The sequence below is a fragment of the Tessaracoccus coleopterorum genome, assembly GCF_011174705.1.
GTDB classification, from domain to species: domain Bacteria; phylum Actinomycetota; class Actinomycetes; order Propionibacteriales; family Propionibacteriaceae; genus Arachnia; species Arachnia coleopterorum.
On record NZ_JAANIJ010000001.1, the window covers coordinates 44,130 to 59,936 of the forward strand.

Annotated in this window: 16 protein-coding genes, 4 tRNA genes and 4 pseudogenes; 13 read left to right on the forward strand and 11 right to left on the reverse strand. The window is 66.8% G+C overall.

The window, feature by feature from the left end; translation table 11 throughout:
* Positions 1 to 116 precede the first annotated feature (116 nt).
* The 3 genes and pseudogenes from G7085_RS22945 to G7085_RS22955 all read right to left on the reverse strand — a co-directional run.
* Positions 117 to 224 (reverse strand): annotated as a pseudogene (locus G7085_RS22945) (EamA family transporter); the annotation flags it as partial.
* A gap of 90 nt (positions 225 to 314) precedes the next feature.
* Complete coding sequence (locus tag G7085_RS22950; RefSeq protein ID WP_231979075.1) at positions 315 to 542, reverse strand: hypothetical protein; 228 nt, start codon at positions 540 to 542, stop codon at positions 315 to 317.
* Entirely contained in the window at positions 539 to 682 is a 144-nt protein-coding gene (locus G7085_RS22955) for a hypothetical protein (protein WP_231979076.1), read from the reverse strand. The genes G7085_RS22950 and G7085_RS22955 overlap by 4 nt, the downstream gene beginning before the upstream one ends.
* Before the next feature lie 259 nt (positions 683 to 941).
* Here G7085_RS22955 and G7085_RS00305 point away from each other — a divergent pair, with 259 nt between their 5' ends.
* The 3 genes from G7085_RS00305 to G7085_RS00315 all read left to right on the forward strand — a co-directional run bounded on the left by G7085_RS00305 (position 942) and on the right by G7085_RS00315 (position 2,482).
* Positions 942 to 1,145, forward strand: a complete 204-nt coding sequence (locus G7085_RS00305) for a hypothetical protein (RefSeq protein ID WP_197509599.1) — start codon at positions 942 to 944, stop codon at positions 1,143 to 1,145.
* A 61-nt stretch (positions 1,146 to 1,206) separates the two neighbouring features.
* Complete coding sequence (locus tag G7085_RS00310) at positions 1,207 to 1,962, forward strand: M48 family metallopeptidase (RefSeq protein WP_197509600.1); 756 nt, start codon at positions 1,207 to 1,209, stop codon at positions 1,960 to 1,962.
* A 175-nt stretch (positions 1,963 to 2,137) separates the two neighbouring features.
* A complete protein-coding gene (locus G7085_RS00315) occupies positions 2,138 to 2,482 on the forward strand; it encodes a hypothetical protein (protein WP_197509601.1) in 345 nt (114 codons plus the stop codon).
* Positions 2,483 to 3,664: 1,182 nt separating this feature from the next.
* Here G7085_RS00315 and G7085_RS00320 read toward each other — a convergent pair.
* Positions 3,665 to 3,988 (reverse strand): hypothetical protein, encoded by a 324-nt coding sequence (locus G7085_RS00320; RefSeq protein WP_197509602.1) that lies wholly within the window; start codon positions 3,986 to 3,988, stop codon positions 3,665 to 3,667.
* 1,532 nt (positions 3,989 to 5,520) lie between these two features.
* On the opposite strand from G7085_RS00320, the gene G7085_RS00325 reads away from it, so the two are divergent.
* The gene (locus tag G7085_RS00325) at positions 5,521 to 6,021 is read left to right on the forward strand and encodes a hypothetical protein (protein ID WP_197509603.1); all 501 of its coding nucleotides are present in this window, start codon (positions 5,521 to 5,523) and stop codon (positions 6,019 to 6,021) included.
* Positions 6,022 to 6,078: 57 nt separating this feature from the next.
* On the opposite strand, the gene G7085_RS31685 is transcribed toward G7085_RS00325, so the two are convergent.
* From G7085_RS31685 to G7085_RS00350, 5 genes are all read right to left on the reverse strand, one after another.
* Complete coding sequence (locus tag G7085_RS31685) at positions 6,079 to 7,596, reverse strand: 5' nucleotidase, NT5C type (RefSeq protein WP_197509604.1); 1,518 nt, start codon at positions 7,594 to 7,596, stop codon at positions 6,079 to 6,081.
* Positions 7,597 to 8,016: 420 nt separating this feature from the next.
* Positions 8,017 to 8,145: an HTH domain-containing protein gene (locus G7085_RS00335; protein ID WP_197509605.1), complete on the reverse strand. Its 129-nt coding sequence runs from the start codon at positions 8,143 to 8,145 to the stop codon at positions 8,017 to 8,019.
* A 296-nt stretch (positions 8,146 to 8,441) separates the two neighbouring features.
* Positions 8,442 to 8,516 (reverse strand) — tRNA-Val (locus G7085_RS00340).
* A gap of 1 nt (position 8,517) precedes the next feature.
* Positions 8,518 to 8,588 (reverse strand) — tRNA-Cys (locus tag G7085_RS00345).
* A gap of 48 nt (positions 8,589 to 8,636) precedes the next feature.
* Positions 8,637 to 8,709: transfer RNA gene (locus G7085_RS00350), tRNA-Gly, on the reverse strand.
* A 442-nt stretch (positions 8,710 to 9,151) separates the two neighbouring features.
* Between G7085_RS00350 and G7085_RS00355 the strand changes: the two genes are divergently transcribed.
* The 9 genes and pseudogenes from G7085_RS00355 to G7085_RS22970 all read left to right on the forward strand — a co-directional run bounded on the left by G7085_RS00355 (position 9,152) and on the right by G7085_RS22970 (position 13,332).
* A tRNA-Val gene (locus G7085_RS00355) sits at positions 9,152 to 9,223 on the forward strand.
* A gap of 414 nt (positions 9,224 to 9,637) precedes the next feature.
* Positions 9,638 to 9,865: a hypothetical protein gene (locus G7085_RS00360; protein WP_197509606.1), complete on the forward strand. Its 228-nt coding sequence runs from the start codon at positions 9,638 to 9,640 to the stop codon at positions 9,863 to 9,865.
* On the forward strand, positions 9,862 to 10,035 hold the full coding sequence (locus G7085_RS00365; protein WP_197509607.1) for a hypothetical protein: 174 nt from the start codon (positions 9,862 to 9,864) through the stop codon (positions 10,033 to 10,035). Before G7085_RS00360 ends, G7085_RS00365 begins: the two co-directional genes overlap by 4 nt.
* A 125-nt stretch (positions 10,036 to 10,160) precedes the next feature.
* Positions 10,161 to 10,580: a peptide-methionine (R)-S-oxide reductase MsrB gene (gene msrB / locus G7085_RS00370; protein WP_197509608.1), complete on the forward strand. Its 420-nt coding sequence runs from the start codon at positions 10,161 to 10,163 to the stop codon at positions 10,578 to 10,580.
* Between the two features lie 124 nt (positions 10,581 to 10,704).
* A pseudogene (locus G7085_RS00375) lies at positions 10,705 to 11,194 on the forward strand (DUF3000 family protein).
* A gap of 22 nt (positions 11,195 to 11,216) precedes the next feature.
* Positions 11,217 to 11,692: pseudogene (locus G7085_RS00380) on the forward strand (ribonuclease D); the annotation flags it as partial.
* Positions 11,693 to 12,174: 482 nt separating this feature from the next.
* Positions 12,175 to 12,420: a hypothetical protein gene (locus tag G7085_RS00390; RefSeq protein WP_231979826.1), complete on the forward strand. Its 246-nt coding sequence runs from the start codon at positions 12,175 to 12,177 to the stop codon at positions 12,418 to 12,420.
* 65 nt (positions 12,421 to 12,485) lie between these two features.
* The gene (pdxY, locus tag G7085_RS22965; RefSeq protein WP_231979078.1) at positions 12,486 to 13,019 is read left to right on the forward strand and encodes a pyridoxal kinase; all 534 of its coding nucleotides are present in this window, start codon (positions 12,486 to 12,488) and stop codon (positions 13,017 to 13,019) included.
* A gap of 40 nt (positions 13,020 to 13,059) precedes the next feature.
* Positions 13,060 to 13,332, forward strand: coding sequence for a carbohydrate kinase family protein (locus tag G7085_RS22970; protein ID WP_231979079.1), 273 nt, complete (start codon positions 13,060 to 13,062; stop codon positions 13,330 to 13,332).
* On the opposite strand, the pseudogene dxs reads toward G7085_RS22970, so the two are convergent.
* Both dxs and G7085_RS00405 read right to left on the reverse strand, forming a co-directional pair.
* A pseudogene (gene dxs, locus G7085_RS33615) lies at positions 13,276 to 15,264 on the reverse strand (1-deoxy-D-xylulose-5-phosphate synthase). The gene G7085_RS22970 and the pseudogene dxs overlap by 57 nt on opposite strands.
* 160 nt (positions 15,265 to 15,424) lie before the next feature.
* Positions 15,425 to 15,769 carry a hypothetical protein gene (locus G7085_RS00405; RefSeq protein ID WP_197509611.1) on the reverse strand — a complete coding sequence of 115 codons (345 nt, stop codon included), beginning with the start codon at positions 15,767 to 15,769 and terminating at the stop codon, positions 15,425 to 15,427.
* Positions 15,770 to 15,807 lie beyond the last annotated feature (38 nt).

A 15,807-nucleotide genomic window follows, 5' to 3' on the forward strand; every position in this document is an offset into this window, starting at 1 on the left:
CCTTTTCCCCGCGCGGACGGCCCCGATGGACGCCACGATGACGCAGGCCATGGCCACCAACTCCACCGGCCCAAGCCATTCCCCAGCACCAGCCACGCGAAGATGGCCGCAGCCGCGGGTTCGAGGCTCATCAGGATGCCGAACGTCGAGCTCCTGATCGTGCGCCGGGCGTGCAGCTCGAGGGCGTAGGGCACCACGCTGCTGAGCAGCGCGACCGCGGCCATCGTCCCCCACACCCTGCCTTGGACAGGGACTCCCCGCGAGGGCCAGCGCCGGGCCGGCCAACAGCAGCGCCCCGAAGGCGCTGCCCACCGTCAGGCCGCCGATGCCCTCCCACCGTCGGCCGACAGGCCCGCGAGGACGATGTAGCCGGCCCAGAGGGCGCCTGCCAGCAGGGCGAGGCCGGCCCGATCGGGTCGATCCCCGACGGTAGCGCCCCAGCAGCACCACCCCGCGGCCGCCAACCCCACCCAGAGCAGGTCGATCAGGCGCCGGGAACCGATCACGGCGAGCGCGAGTGGGCCGAGGAACTCCAGGGTCACCGCCACCCGATCGGGATGCGGGCGAAGCTCAGGTAGATGGCGGCGTTCATCCCGGTGAGGCATGCCCCGTAGGCGAGGACGACGAGCCAGTCGCGCCCGGATCGCCCCGTCAGGCGCGGGCGGGAGATCGCCGCCAGCACCAGGGTGGCGATGGCGACCCGCAGGTACGCGAGCGTGACGGGCGATGCGTCGTCGAAGATCCCCTTCGCGAGCGCGGCCCGAACTGGACCGACGCGATGGAGATCAGCACGAGCACGACCGGGTTGACGCGGCCCACCGCACCCCTCCGTCCCGTTGCACGACGATTCCGACCGCCGACGATGCTACCCGCCAGAACGGGCCGGCCCATTCTCCTTCCGGCCCGCACCCGGGCCGCCCCTTGGCTGCTAGGTTCCGCGCATGAACAAGCGCAGTCCGGTGCCGGAGATGGTGCTGTGGCTCTTCCCCGTCGCGGTCCTCGCGCTGATCGTGGGGCTCGTGGTCGGGCTCTTCGCCCTCGGGCGCTCCCTCGACTCCGGGACGCTCGGCTACCGCCTCGTCGTCTTCATCGCCGTCCCGCTGGTCATCGCGGTGGTTGCGGGGTGCGGGAGGCGCTGCGGCTGAGGCCGGAGCCGGCCGAGGGCATCGAGGTGGAGCGCGGCGACCACCCGGCACTCTGGGCCAGGTGACGGAACTTGCCGCGCTGGCCGAGACGGCGCCCCCGGATCGCATCGTGATCGTTGCCGAGGTGAACGCGTCCGTCGCCGAGGTGGCCGGGCGCCGGGAGCTGGAGATCGGGCTGCCGCTGCTCGCCGCGATGACGCGTGGTGAACTCCGCGCCGTCATCGCGCACGAGCTGGGCCACTTCGCCGGCGGCGACACCGCCTACTCGTCGCGCATCCGCGGACGGCTCGCGCTCATCTACTCCGTGCGGGAAAGGGTAGGCCCTGTGTGGCGGTGGTTCTTCACCCTGTACGGCGGCCTCTTCTCGCTCGTCTCCGGGGCCGACTCGCGACGGGCCGAACTGCGCGCCGACGAACTGGCGCTCGAGGCGGCGGGGCCGGACGATGCGGCCGGGTCGTTCAGGTCGCTCTACCGGGCGGCGGCCGCGTGGGAGGTCGTCGACGAGCACTACGCGGAGCTGTTCGAGGCCGCCGGTTACCGCGCGTGTCTCAGCGAGGCCGTCGCAATGGTCGCGCGCGCGAACAGGGAGGACATCGACAAGGCCGTGGAGGAGGACATCGCGACCGAGAAGGCGTCCGCGTTCGACACCCATCCCCCGGTCAGGGAACGGATCGCCCGGTTCGAGGCGGCGCGCGGCACCGGACCAAGGCGCACCGACGATGCCCCGGCGCTCGACCTCGTCGGCGGGCGTGGCTGGCCTCCGCCGAGGGTGACCTCCTCGTCCGCAAGCAGCCGCTCGCGGGATGGGACCGGGTGATTCCCGACGGAGTCCGCGGCACCGTCGACCACCAGACGGAGCAGCTGGGCGCCTTCCTCCGCCGCTCGGAGGGCGGCGCCGGTGACCTCGCGCAGATGCTTGCGCTCCTCGACCATGCGGACGGCGCCGTCGCGCATGTCACCGGCGAGTCGGGGACCTGGCCCGCGAGGACACCGTGGACACCCTGCTGGCGCCAGTGCTGTCCGCGTTGCTGGCCGCGGATGTGGCACGGGTCGAGGTGTCCTGGGACAGCCCCTACGCCGTGGTCGCTCCCGACGGCAGCCCACTGGCAGTGCGGGAGGCGGTGGAGGCCGCCGTCGACGCCTCCTCGAGCGCCGGTCTGGTGGCCTGGCTGACGGAGTGCGGGGTCGACGTCACGACGGCGACGCTGGCGCAACCCAGGCAGGCGACGTGGCTGGCCGCGGCCAGCCAGATGACGGGCCGTGGGAGGGACGCCGCGACGTGCACATCTGGAGCACCGGCGTCCTGGCCGGCCCGGAGCTCGACCGGGGTCTCGTGAAGGAGGCCAAGGAGCAGTACAACGAGGAGCACCAGCACCCCGGCTGTACGGGAGGCTGCGCGGGGCCTCGACGCGGGACGCGCGAGGCCGGGGGCTCTCTGGTGGGACGCCGGATCCATCGAGGAGGGCGACGTCGCCTCCCGCCTGACCAAGCTGCGGCTGCGCTTCTCCCTGAGGGAGGGAACCTCACATGAGTTGGTCTCCACCCTCGAGACGGCGATCGTCGACTCCCCCGAGGCGCTGGGTGAGGCATGGAGCTATCTGACCTCACCCAAGGCATGAGTCCCTGGGGTGCCCGGCAGACCGGCGCCCAGGGCGGACCGCCGTCCAACGAAGGAAGGCCGCTCAGGACCTGAGGGACCTTCTCGGTGGGCGATGCCACGGTTGAACCGGCGCTGGTCCGGGTCGGGGAAGCGGCATGTGTCTCTCAGCGTCACTGAGGATCTCGGGAAATCGCGCCGGACAACGGGCGATGACTCACACACCCCGCGGCGATGCAATGGAGTCGGATGGAGCCGTCTCGACTGTCGCATCGGAAACCGTGAAACGCGGCGGCGTGAGGCTACTCAGCCTCGTAGACGCAGTCGGACAGGACGCGCAACGGCGGACGCAGCAGCGACTGCGAAGTAGGGAGCAATCCCCCGTGCAGACGCGCAACCGCGGTCTCCGTGCGGTCGCCAACCCCCAGGTCGTCTCCCCGACGCTACCCGAGGCTGTCAGGGCGTCTGTGTCCGCTTGTCATTTCCAAGCCAACCGACCGAAAAACTCCCGAGAGAAATGATCCACAGGGACCCGGAATACACCGACCACCCGACAAACCACCCGAAGTCCGAGACCCACTCCGACGGATACGGGTAACCACAGTGAACCGATACACCAAGCGCAAGGCAGACCCCCGCTCGAACGGGCCGTGTTCGGCCCGAAGTCAGCAGGCGTGCAATCAACACGGCACCCACCGTGGCCAGGACGGACAGAAGAGGAGGATCCGCTGGTGAGTATCCAAAGAGCCACCCCAGCAAGTTGGGTACCCATGCCAACAGGGGCACCATGGCCACCAAAGGCACTATCCAAGCCAGTTTCGAAACGAGTGGGTTCCGCTCACGAATGGCAAGCCCGAACTGCGGTAGCCCATCATTGCTTCTCCACATTTGTGCATGTGGTTGCGATGCCGATGCTGGTACCTTACCTGGCGCCGCCCTCCCGGCCGGCGATGCCGGTGGCGTTGGCTAGTTCAGCTTGGGTGAAGTGGTCAGCGAGGATGTGTGAGCATTCATGTAGGAGAACTTCGGCTCCGAATCGGACTCCTTCTGCGGCGATGTTGTCGATGTTGAGGTAGAGCCGTCCGTGCCGGTCGACCGCTGCGTACGGTGTCGTGGTGGTGGTGACGGGCCGGAGGGTGTACAGCATTGGCGCCATGTACGGCATCAGGTTCAGCGCGGTGGCGCACCAGGCAGCGAAGTGGCGGTTCTGGTCGTTGGTGAGGGGACGCACACGCGGACTTGTCATGTCGTTCACTGTGTGCGGCGCGGCACTACGGCATGAGCACGAGGGCCCCGAGGGTCGGGCGAGGCGCAAGGCGACCGCAGAGGGCTAGAGCCAGGACCGAGTTGGCCCAACACCTTTGTCAGATGAGCAGTTACTCCCTTCGCCTATCGCGGTCTGAACGTGCGTAAGCGCTTACCGCCCTCCAAGCGTGAAAAATGTGCACGAAAGTAACTCTTGACACATGGTGAAAGAGTCTTAGACTCGCCGTATGTTGCAAACGCATGTGCGATCGTGTATAGCGCGGCCGAGGCTGATTCCCTCCATGATTGCCGTCGCGTCCCTACTCATGATGCCGTCCGCCTCGGATGGGCTGCCCCACTGAGCCCAGACGAAATCGCTGACAGCCCAACTTCTAAGACGGTCAGTCAGATCGTGCGAGGTACGGTCCGCAACAGCGACGGATCACTGGCCGCGGGGCGTCTGTCCTTCTCGTTGAATGGCCCACGCAATCCGAGACTGAACCTCTTCCTCCGATCGGCTCAGAACTCCAGCCTACGGTCCTAGTCAGGGACACAGTAGGCATGTTTGGCGACTTCGTCCTCGACGGAAGACTCCTGCGAGGCAGCACAGATCGACCAGTTGAGCTGGTAGTTGCCAATGGCACCCATGCGCTCACACATTCATTCTCTGTCACAGTCGACAATGTCATAACCGCTGCGCCAGTCGTCAAGGTCAGCTCGTCCGGTTCAGGATCCCCAGGTCTGGCCGTCAGCCTAACCGACGGCGACACGAGCGAAAAGGCTGCGCTAATCGTCGACGCGACCTTCCCAGCCCTGACCTCGAACAACCCGGCGCCGCCCCAGAGTCGCCCGACGCCGCCGTTTCCGAAACTGCCGCTATCACGGCAGGAGACCCCAACTGTAAACTCCTCTCCTACCACTACCCCTGGGCGGTGTTGAACAAGACCTACTCAACCGTCCAGGGCGGTCACACGCGGCAGTTCTACTTCGAAAAGGGCGCGACTACGTCCCTTCAAGCTGCAACATCCGTCACGACTTCCCAGGGCTACTCCTCTAGCGGCTACACGACTGTCAAGAGGAACTCAGTGGTTGCCAGTTGGCCAGTAGCGTCAAACAAGGGCGTCGCGGAACACAAGACGCAGTTTACCTACGGTAAGTATCGATGCACAGTCCCTCCCACATACGCCCAAACGTATTACTCCATGAGGCCCCTTGCTTTCCTTGGGTCAACTGTCAACACACTGAAGACGGATGCAGCCCCTACGGCCACGGTATGCGCGACCCTAAATTCGGGCGGAACGCTAACGAAGATCAAGGGGCGCGGAACAAGCATCGCGAATTCCATTGGTCTCTCGGGAACTATCGGCATAAACCTCGCCTCCAAGACCGATTACTCTACCAGCCACTCGGTCGCCATCAAGTCCACGTCAAGCAGGAAGCTCTGTATCAATGATCCGATTGGCCCGGCCGAAGGAGGAGGGTTCCTCGTTGTCAAGTAAGCGATGGACGATCTCACTCGTTGCGGCGAGCGTGTTGTTGACACTTTTCGCCGCTTCGGGAAGACCCGCGGGCGCAGGCGGGCTGGTTCAGTTTGGGGAGTCATACATCTCGCTCTGTTCACCTACAAACAAGGCCGGCGAGGGACGGCTAATGGGGAGCGCGGTCAAGAACAGCTCGAATCAGTCTATCTTCTTAACGGGAATTCGACTTGACAACGCACGCAATCTAACCTTAGTCAGATCCGCGTTCACGCCGTTCGAGAATGACCAGTCCCTAGTCTCGGCGTACGACGGGACGATGCAGGGGGCTGAAACTCTGACACTGGCGCCGGACCAGTGGGTTCAACTGGAAGTTGTCCTCAAGAACAACGACGTGTCAGAGCCCGGAACTGCTGCAAGCCTCATCGTTGAGGGACGCGACAAGAGGGGAAGAGCTATCGAGGTGAGCGTATGCGCTGGCCACGTCATTCCTCCCGCGGCGGCGCTTGCGGTGACGAATCAGCAGGCCCGGAGACAGACCCTGGCTACCTCATGAGCCTCTGTTGAAGATAGCGCTACCTTGCGTTAAGGATCCTCAGCGAAGGCAATAGCGCTACCTTGCGTTAAGGATCCTCAGCGAAGGCAGAGACTGCTGTCGACTCACCCCAGGTAACAGCAGCGGCTCGCAGGACGGCGTCAAGGATTCCGGACGCCGGTACGTTGCGCCCGACGCCAACGCGGAGGGCTTGTCCGTTGATTGGCGCTCGTGTCGGATACGGTCGCCACAGTGACACTTCGTGCTTGCGTGCAACTGACGGACGTCACGCGGCGCCGCTGCGGCCGTGGTGTAAATCTGGGTTCGTGTACGGCAGTTTGAGAGCAGTACCGATGATGCGGGGCAGGTCTGCCCAGCCGTCCATCCGCACGGGTGCTGGCGGACGTACCGGTTAAAGTCTCGACCGACGAGGACGTGGCGCCAGTCACGGTTCCCGGTGCCGCAGATTTCCGGTTTGTCGTCGAACAGGACGTCTCCCCGGATGACGGTCTTGTCGGTGGTCAGGATCAGCCGCTTGAGCCGGCCTGGGCCGTAGTCGCGGGTCAGGTCCGCCACTTTTCCGGCCACGCAGCCAGGGTTCAGCAGTGCCGGTGTGCTGACGTGGAACACGGGGCAGCCTGCGTCGAGGAATGCCTCGGTTGACTCGATCGCGCCGGGCACTCGGGGCATGTTGTGGTAGAAGTCTGGCCGGTTGAGGGCTCGGTGCAGCGTTGACCGGTCGTAGTCGTCAGTGGCTGCGAAGTGGTTGTAGTTGAGTCGCTGCCCTTCCGGCACGACGGGGAATGTCGGGTCAAGGTCGAGGAGGATTTCGTTGAGGCGTCCGCTCCAGTCGTAGTCGGTGTTGTCCATGTCTTTGAGGATGACCGGTTTGCGTCCGTGGAGTGTTTCGAACTCGTCGACGGCAGCTTGCACTGCTGCGTGTCCGATGTCGTGGCGGGTTGTGGTGTCGTTGTTCTGGTTACTCATGGTGGTCCTGTCCGGTGTTGTGCGGGCGGGTGTCAAGGGCGGCGCGGCAGCGGTGTCTGGTGTTCCATATGCGCAGCCGTACCGGTCACCCTGTGACGTTGTTCTGGGCTCTTTGATGGCGACCTTCGACAGCGGGGCGGCGGATCTGATGGGGCTGAATCCTGCGTCGATGATCTGGCTGCGGACGTTGACGATTTCCTGGAACAGGTCTGCTTCGACGGCTGGGTTCTGCGTGTGGGACAGCTGCTGCAGGAGGGTGGAGTATCTGCGGCGGAGGCCCTGGATGGTGAGGCTGGGGTGTGGCTCGACGATGAGGGTCACCTGGTTGGGGTCGAGGATTTCGATACGGGCGGACCGCAGTTCGGCTTCGTGTCGGGCATGTTCCTGGGCGGTGATGTCGCTGGCGGCGGTGCGGAGTTCGAGACCTTTCGCGACTGCCTTGTCTTGTTCGTCGGCGCGGAACACGTGCTCGTAGAAGTTGCGGATTGGTGGGACGCCGAGCAGGGCACCTAGGTGGTCCCCGGAGTTGTCGAGCCAGTACAGAGGCTCGCCGCATTCGACGTACACGTCACCGTCGACGATGAGGTAGCTACCGAAATGGGAGGTCACGTCTTCTGCTGTCGGGTGGGCACTGGCCGACGGTCAGTCCCTTGGTGCCTGCTTGAAGGAGGAGGTCTTCGGCGTCGTTCTCAACTTCGGTCAGCTTGCGGGCGGCGACTTCGCGGGTGCGGCCAACGACATGCTTTCTGACTCGTCGGCCGGTGACGGGGTGGACGCCGAGGGATGCGTATCCGTGCCAGCGTCCATCTGCTCCGAGGCTGACTCCGGGCGTCCGTTCGGCTGGCGAGGTTTTGTGTTTCTGGGTGGTTCGTTGCCTGTCGCCGGAGTGGAGGCGGCGATGAGCTTTCCAGGTTTCATGGTTCGGTCCTTTGCGTGCCCCTGTGGTCGCCGGTCAGGCCGCCTTGTTCCGGACGGTGGTTCCGACTCGGATTTCGCCGCGGAGGACCGCGTCAACCCAGAAGGCGGGGATCAGGTAGGTGCTGTTGAACGCGTTGAGGGGACGACCGGGTCGCCGTTGTCGTCGACGGTGTTGATCATCCGGTAGATGGACTGGCGGGAGACGCCGAACTTCTTGGCGGTCTCGCTGACGGTGAGCATGCCTTCGTTGGTGGGTTGCCGTTCCGTCGTGGCGATGGTGGTCAGCGTGTCTCGGAGGGTCGCGAGCGCGGTGGCGAGTTCGTCGATCCGTGCGATCGCTGCGTCCAGGGTGGCGGGGTTTCGTCGTTCAGCATGTTCAGCCTGTGTGCGGCAATCGGCTGCGCCCGGACAATTTTGTCTCTGGCTGTCACTCAGACGCCGATTATGTGACGTGAGAGTTGGCACACAATCTGGCACACAGTTGTGGGTGCGAACCTCGCTGTCCGCATCCAACTGGCCTTTCACAAGGCCCTTCTTGGTGGGCGATGCCGGGTTTGAACCGGCGACCTCTTCCGTGTCAGGGAAGCGCGCTACCACTGCGCCAACCGCCCGAGGTGGAGACGGGATTTGAACCCGTGTACACGGATTTGCAGTCCGTTGCCTCGCCTCTCGGCCACTCCACCGCTTGGAGGGGTGTCCTCCACACATGGGTTTGGGAGAGACTTTCTCCGAGCGGACGACGAGATTCGAACTCGCGACCCTCACCTTGGCAAGGTGATGCTCTACCAACTGAGCCACGTCCGCATTGCGCTTCCCGCTTCCGGCCTGTTGCCGTGGCGTTCGGTGCGTTGAGAACTCTAGCGCACGTTTTCAGCCCATGCCAAATCGAGGCCGCGATCCACCACGACGGGCGGCATAATCCCTTTTCAATCGCGTGTTGATGGGCTGACTGCCGGGTGGGGCGCCGTCCGGAGGACTGCGGGTGCGCCCGTGACGGGGCCCGGTTCACGCGTGGGGAGGGCCCGCCTCCGTGGGCCGGTGCGGTGCGGGGCCGGGGTGTCCGGTGTGTCATTCCGGGCAGGGTCGCCCGTGCGTGCTGCCCTGCGCCGGTGGGGCGGATGTACCGGGGCGGCAGCCACCTGGTGCCGGAAGGGCTCCGCTCGGCCCCTGTCCGACTCGCGGGAAGCGTGCCCCGGAGCCCCGGTTCGCAATCCCGCCGGAGTTCCACTAAACTTCGTCAACGCCGGGGCGATTGGCGCAGTGGTAGCGCGCTTCGTTCACACCGAAGAGGTCGGCGGTTCGAAACCGCCATCGCCCACAAGTAGAGGGAGCACCGGCACCCGGACGAAAGTCCGGAGCCGCTCGACCCTCGCACTTGTCAGAGTCACCATCAGATCCCTGCGGGGAAACCCTCCCGAATCCGTCGCAGGAGCGGCGAACAGGAAGGACGGAGATGGCAGCACCGGCAATCATCCTCGTGGCCGATGGGCCGAGAACAAGGACGTCGCCGACACGCTCTTCTCCATCGCCCGAGGCCTCCAGTCCTTCAGGCGCGACCTGCAGGTCCACCTCGGTCGCGTCGGTGGTGGCCGCCCGCGCTCGAGCAGGTCGTCGCCTCTCTCGTGGAGGAGGAGATTGCCGAAGCGGTGCTCGTGCCGCTCGATCTCGTCTCGGCGGCAGAGCATTCCGATGCCCTCGACGACTTCGACCACTCCCCGATATCCACCTTGCTGTGAGCCGGCCCATCGGCCCGGCGAGCGAGGTCCTCAACATCCTCGACGAGCGCGTCCGTGAGGCCCTCCATCGCGGTGGCGCCCTGGAGATCGACGGCCTCATCCTCGCGGCCCCGCAGGCGCCGACGTCCGGGGCAACTCACTCCTCGCACGGCGGGCGCGTCAGTGGTCGGCGCACCACAGGCTTCCGGTCCAACTGGCGGTGGACGAGGGCGAAGGTCGCGTGACCGCGGCCGCGGTCGCCTCGCTGCGGGCCCAGGGCAGGCGGCACATCGCCGTCGGCAGCCTCTTTCTGACCCCGACGCCCGCCTACCAGGCACACGCCCAGGCGGCGCTGCGGGCCGGCGCGATCGCCGTCACCGCCCCGCTCGGGACAGCGAACACCTCCGCCAGTTGATCCTCGCCAGGTACGCCTTCGGTGCCATGGAGCTGCTGGACGGCACCCCACCCAGCTTTCTGTCGAGGACCTGGACGGCGACGAGTCCTGATCACGGTGCTTGCCCGGCGATCTAGGATCGGGGCATGACCGAACAGTACGAGCCGTCGCTCACCAAGCCGGATGCCCAGTGGCGTGAGCAGCTGAGTGATCTTGAGTACCGCGTGCTGCGTCAGAGCGGCACCGAGGCGCCGTTCACCGGCGAGTACACCGACACCGAAACCGAGGGCGTCTACGAGTGCCGCGGATGCGGCGCTGAACTGTTCCGCAGCAACCAGAAGTTCCACTCGCACTGCGGATGGCCGAGCTTCTTCGCGCCGCTCGCCGAGGACCGGGTCCGCTACATCGAGGACCGGTCGCTGCCCGGCCGGCCCCGCGTCGAGGTCCGCTGCGCCAAGTGCGACGGGCACCTGGGCCACGTCTTCGAGGGTGAGGGCTATGACACGCCCACCGATCTGAGGTACTGCATCAACTCGGTGAGCCTGCGCCTGCGCACCCTGAGCTGATGCCGCCTCCGGCGAGTCACTCCGCGGATTCAGGGTCCCGGCGCTCTAGGCTGACCACGTGCCAGCAAACGTCACCAGCTTCACCCCGGAGGCATTCGTCCGCGCCCTCCGCGAGTTGGACGCCATGGAGTGGCGTGAGGGTCTCACCGTCGAGGAGATCGGTTCCCCGCAGCGGATCGCCCCGCATGCGGTCGCGGTGACGGCCGAACTGGAAGGCGATGGCGAGGATGCCGTCGCCACGGCACGCCTCATCCTCCTCCACGACCCTGCAGGCAACCCGCCTGGGGCGGCACATTCAGGATGGTCAGCTACGTGCGCGCGGAGGTTGAACTCGAGATGGTCACCGACCCCTCCTCCCCGACGTGGCCTGGTCGTGGCTGACCGACGCGCTCGCCACCCACGGCTGCGTCGCGGGAGAACTCGCAGGCACCGTCACAGCCTCGTTCAGCAAGGGGTTCGGCGAGATGACCGATTCAGATCGTGCCGAGGTCGAGGTCCGCTCGTCGTGGACGCCGACGCTTGATACCGCCCACCGGCTCACCCCCACCTCGGGGCGTGGCAGGACCTCATCGGGCTCGTCGCGGGCCAGCCACAGCTTCCTCCCGGCCTGGTGAAGCTGCCCGGCGGGTACCGCTGATGACATACGTGGAGAGCAGCCGCGAACCGTTGCGCCCGATCGTCGACACGCCCGCGGCCCTCGACCTCGTGCTCGGGTCCCTCGCATCGGGCAACGGCGACGTCGCCTTCGACACCGAAAGGGCGCACGGGCACCGCTACTGGCCCAAGGCGTACCTGCTGCAGATCCGGCGCCCCGGCGCTGGCACCTGGCTGATCGATCCGGTTCCGTTCGAGGGTGGCTCACAGCTGTCGCGCCTGGTCGAGGTGACCGGCGATGCACCCTGGATCATCCATGCAGCCAGCCAGGATCTACCGTGCATGCAGGAGCTTGGCATCGTCCCAACCGTATCTTCGACACGGAGATGGCCGCGCGGCTGCTCGGGAAGCCCGCCGCCAGCCTCGGGTCGCTCCTGGAGCGCGAGATCGGGATCAAGCTCCGGAAGGCGCACTCCGCCGACAACTGGTCGAAGCGTCCGCTCCCCGAGAGCTGGCTGACCTACGCCGCACTCGACGTCGACTACCTCGTTGAGCTCGCAGACGTCCTCCGTGCAGACCTCGTGGCTGCGGGACGAGCCGAATGGTCGGCCCAGGAGGATGCCGAGACCCTCACGAGATTCTCCGCCCGACCACCCCACGCGTGGACCCGTGGCGCAGGCTCAGCGGCCTCACGACTCTGCGGACCCAGCTCCAGTACGCGATCGCCCGCGAGCTCTGGATGGAGCGCGATGCCATCGCGCAGCGCCGCGACCGGCCGCCCACCTGGATCCTCCCGACGCGGCGATCCTCAGCGTCGCCGCCCTCAATCGGGACGCCGTTCCGACCCGGGACGAGGCCGAGCAACTGCGTGGGCTCCGGTCATCGCCCGGTCAGCGGTTCCTGACCAACTGGTTGGCTGCGCTCGACCGGGTCCGGGAACTGCCCGAGAGCGCCCTGCCACCCAAGCGGGCCCGCACACCGGGCTCGCCCAGCCGCGGTACTGGGACCGGATCAACCCGAGGCCGCTGAGCGGTGGAAGGTCATCCGCCCCGCTGTCGACGGGCTTGCCTGCGAGCTGGGGGCCTCCAACCCTCGATCGTCGCCCGCCACACCCATCCAGCAGGCCGTGTTCAACCATGTGCTCCCCACCCGCGCCCAACTGCTCGAGCTGGGGGTGCGTCCATGGCAGGCCGACTTCCTCGAACCCCTGATCTCGGAGGCGCTCGGCTTCACCACGGGAGAGTAGGCCAGCCGATGGGACGCGGTGCCCGGATTGTCGGGCACCGCAGCGGACGTGGCAGGATTTCAACCATGCGCATCCTCTCGATCCAGTCCTGCGTCTCCTACGGCCACGTCGGCAACTCGGCGGCCGTCTTTCCGCTGCAGCGCCTCGGCCATGAGGTGATGCCCGTCAACACCGTCGTCTTCTCGAACCACACCGGGTACGGCGGGTGGGGTGGCCAGTTGATCACCGGCGACGTGGTGCGCGACATCGTCCGCGGGATCGACGACCGAGGCGGACTCGCCGACGTGGACCTCGTGCTCAGCGGGTACCAGGGCGGCAACGACATCGGCGACGCCATCCTCGACGCCGTCGCGCTCGTCAAGGAACGCAACCCGGGCCGTCTACGCATGCGACCCGTGCTCGGCAGCGCCAAGTCGGGCTGCTTCGTTGCCCCTGAGGTGCAGAGCCTGATCCGTGACCGGGTCGTTCCCCGCGCCGACCTGATCTCCCCAACCAGTTCGAGCTGGGCTTCATCACGGGAACCGATCCCCACACGCTCGAGGAGACGCTGGCGGCGGTCGACATGGTGCGCGCCGTCGGGCCGCAGACGGTGCTCGTGACGAGCGTCTTCCGTCCCGATCGCCCGAGGACACCATCGAGATGCTTGCCGTCACAGGTGAGGGTGCCTGGGTCGTGCAGACGCCGCAGCTGCCGTTCAAGCGCAACGGCTCGGGAGATGTGGCCTCGGCCCTGTTCGCATCGCACTTCCGTGCCACGGGCGATGCCGCGGATGCGCTCGGGCGGACCACAGCCAGCGTCTACGAACTGTTGACGAAGACGTTCGAGGCGGAGGCCACCGAACTGCTGCTCATCGAGTCACAGGATGCCTATGTCGCTCCGGAGCGCGCCTTCGACGTGCACCGGGTCCGCTGAGCCCCGCGGCCTGGTAGCCGCCTCAGGCCCGCGCTCCCGGGAATGCTCCGCGGCCGGTTCGGTGAGGATCACGCCGAGCGCCTCGAGCGCGATCTTCGGGGCGGTCAACCCGACCCGGTCGAGCACCTCGTCGCGTGCGGCATGCTTCAGGAACTGCTGCGGGATGCCGAATGTGAGGACCCTCGAGGTCGAGCCGGCCTCCGCGAGGCGTGAGCGCAGCCGCTGGCCGACGCCCCCTCCACGAGGTTGTCCTCGAGGGTGAGCACAAGATCGAATCCGTCCGCCGCAGCGACGAGGTCGGGGCTGATGGGGAGGGCCCACAGCGGATCCACCACGACCGCGGCCACACCCTGGTCGCGGAGGCGGTCGGCCACCGAGAGCGCCATGCCGACGAACTGTCCGTAACCGACGATCAGCACCTTGGCGGAAGGTTCGTGGCGGAGCACGTCGAGCCCGTTGAAGCCCTGCCCGCGTGCGAGACCGCGCGGATCTCGTCGGGCAGGCGTTCCTTCGAGTAGCGGATCACGGTCACGCCGTCGTCGACGTCGACGGCCTGGTCGAGCGCGGCCACCAGTCGGGCCTGATCCCTCGGGGCCGCGAGCCGGAGCCCGGGCACGATGCCCATCAACGTCATGTCCCACATGCCGTTGTGACTCGGGCCGTCGCTGCCGGTCACGCCGGCGCGGTCAAGCAGAATGGTGATCCCGGCCCGGTGCAGCGCCGCGTCCATCAGGACCTGGTCGAAGGCCCGGTTGAGGAAGGTGGCATACAGGGCCACGACCGGGTGGAGCCCCGCCTTGGAGAGGCCCGCCGCAGACACGATGGCGTGCTGCTCGGCGATGCCGACGTCGAAGATCCGGTCCGGGAATGCGGCCGCGAACCGGCCGAGGCCGACAGGGTTCAGCATCGCCGCGGTGATGGCCACCACGTCGGTGCGCCGCTGCCCCAACTGCACCATGGCCTCGGCCACCGCGTCCGTCCAGGTGGCCTGGACCGACGCCGATAGCGGTTCCCCGGTGAACTCGTTGATCCTGCCGATGGCGTGGAAGCGGTCCTCCTCGTTCTCCTCGGCCGCCTGGAAGCCCTGCCCTTGCGGGTGACGCAGTGCACGATGACGGGCCCACCGAACTCCCGTGCCTGCTCGAGATGGTTGGTCAGCGCCGCTATGTCGTGTCCGTCGATCGGCCCGGTGTACTTGATGCCGAGATCGGAGAACATCGACTGCGGGGCGAGGACGTCCTTCACGCCGGTCTTGAATCCGTGCAGGAGGTCGTAGAAAGGGCGTCCGACCACGGGCAGCCGGGTCACGCCACGCTTGATGAAGGAGAGGGTCTTCTCGTAGCGATGGTCGGTGCGCAGACCGGCGAGGTGATTGGCGAGGCCCCGACGGTAGGCGTGTAGGAGCGGCCGTTGTCATTGACGATCACGACCAGGCGCAGGTCGTCATTGTCCGCGATGTTGTTGAGGGCCTCCCAGGCCATGCCGCCGGTCAGGGCACCGTCACCGATCACCGCGACCACCGTGCGGTCGTCGCCGGTCAGGCGGAATCCCTTCGCGAGCCCTCGGCCCACGAGAGTGAGGTCGAGGCGTGCGAGTTGCTGACCCAGTCGTGCTCGGATTCCGAGGGCTCCGGGTAGCCCGACAACCCTCCGCTCTGCCGCAGCGAATCGAAGCCTGCCATCCGACCCGTCAGCATCTTGTGGACGTAGCTCTGGTGCCCGTGTCGAAGATGACCGGGTCGTTCGGGGAGTCGAACACCTTGTGGATCGCGAGCGTCAACTCGACCACCCCGAGGTTGGGGCCGAGGTGGCCGCCGGTGCGGCTGACCTTCGTCACCAGGAAGGATCGGATCTCCGCCGCCAGCTGGTCGAGCTGTCTGCGTGACAGCGCACGCAGGTCGCGCGGGCTGGAGATCGAATCCAACAAAGACATGACCCCATAGTACGGCCAATCTCGTGGGCGCCAGGGACATCGCGCGGCCCGCCGTCGTCCCCGGGACGCCGACCCGGTCTGCCAGGCGGGAGCGCCCGATCCGGCCGGAAGCCCGCCTACAACTTCGGGGTGAAGCGTGCATCGCGCAGCGCCTGGTCGATCAGGTCGACCCCCGGGCCACCCGGGTGAGCCGTGCCTCCTCCTGCTGCAGCACGCCCGCGGCCTGATCGACCGTCGCTGTGTCCACCACGCCCGCGAGCGACCTGCGCACGCCGGAGAGGCCGCTACGGGTGGCCACCAGTTGGGATGCCACGAACTCGCGCGCCAGGCCGGCCAGCACGACCGGGTGCCTGCGCAGCACCTGGTAGCCCCGGTACTCGGACGGACACACGTCCAGCAGGTACGCCTCCGCCGTCGCCAGCCAGCCCGTCGAGCCCGGTGGTCGGACCGAACCCGGCCAACCCGGAGGGACGTAGACCCGGATCACCTCATCTGCATCGAACATACGTACCATTGCAGCGCACGTGTCGGACATTTCCAAAC

Coding starts and splice junctions, on each gene's coding strand:
- G7085_RS00305 (WP_197509599.1), top strand. CDS start 942: ATGAACAAGCGCAGTCCGGTGCCGGAGATGGTGCTGTGGCTCTTCCCC.
- G7085_RS00320 (WP_197509602.1), bottom strand. CDS start 3,988: ATGACAAGTCCGCGTGTGCGTCCCCTCACCAACGACCAGAACCGCCAC.
- G7085_RS00335 (WP_197509605.1), bottom strand. CDS start 8,145: ATGCTCACCGTCAGCGAGACCGCCAAGAAGTTCGGCGTCTCCCGCCAG.
- msrB (WP_197509608.1), top strand. CDS start 10,161: ATGACCGAACAGTACGAGCCGTCGCTCACCAAGCCGGATGCCCAGTGG.
- pdxY (WP_231979078.1), top strand. CDS start 12,486: ATGCGCATCCTCTCGATCCAGTCCTGCGTCTCCTACGGCCACGTCGGC.
- G7085_RS22970 (WP_231979079.1), top strand. CDS start 13,060: ATGCTTGCCGTCACAGGTGAGGGTGCCTGGGTCGTGCAGACGCCGCAG.
- G7085_RS00405 (WP_197509611.1), bottom strand. CDS start 15,769: ATGTTCGATGCAGATGAGGTGATCCGGGTCTACGTCCCTCCGGGTTGG.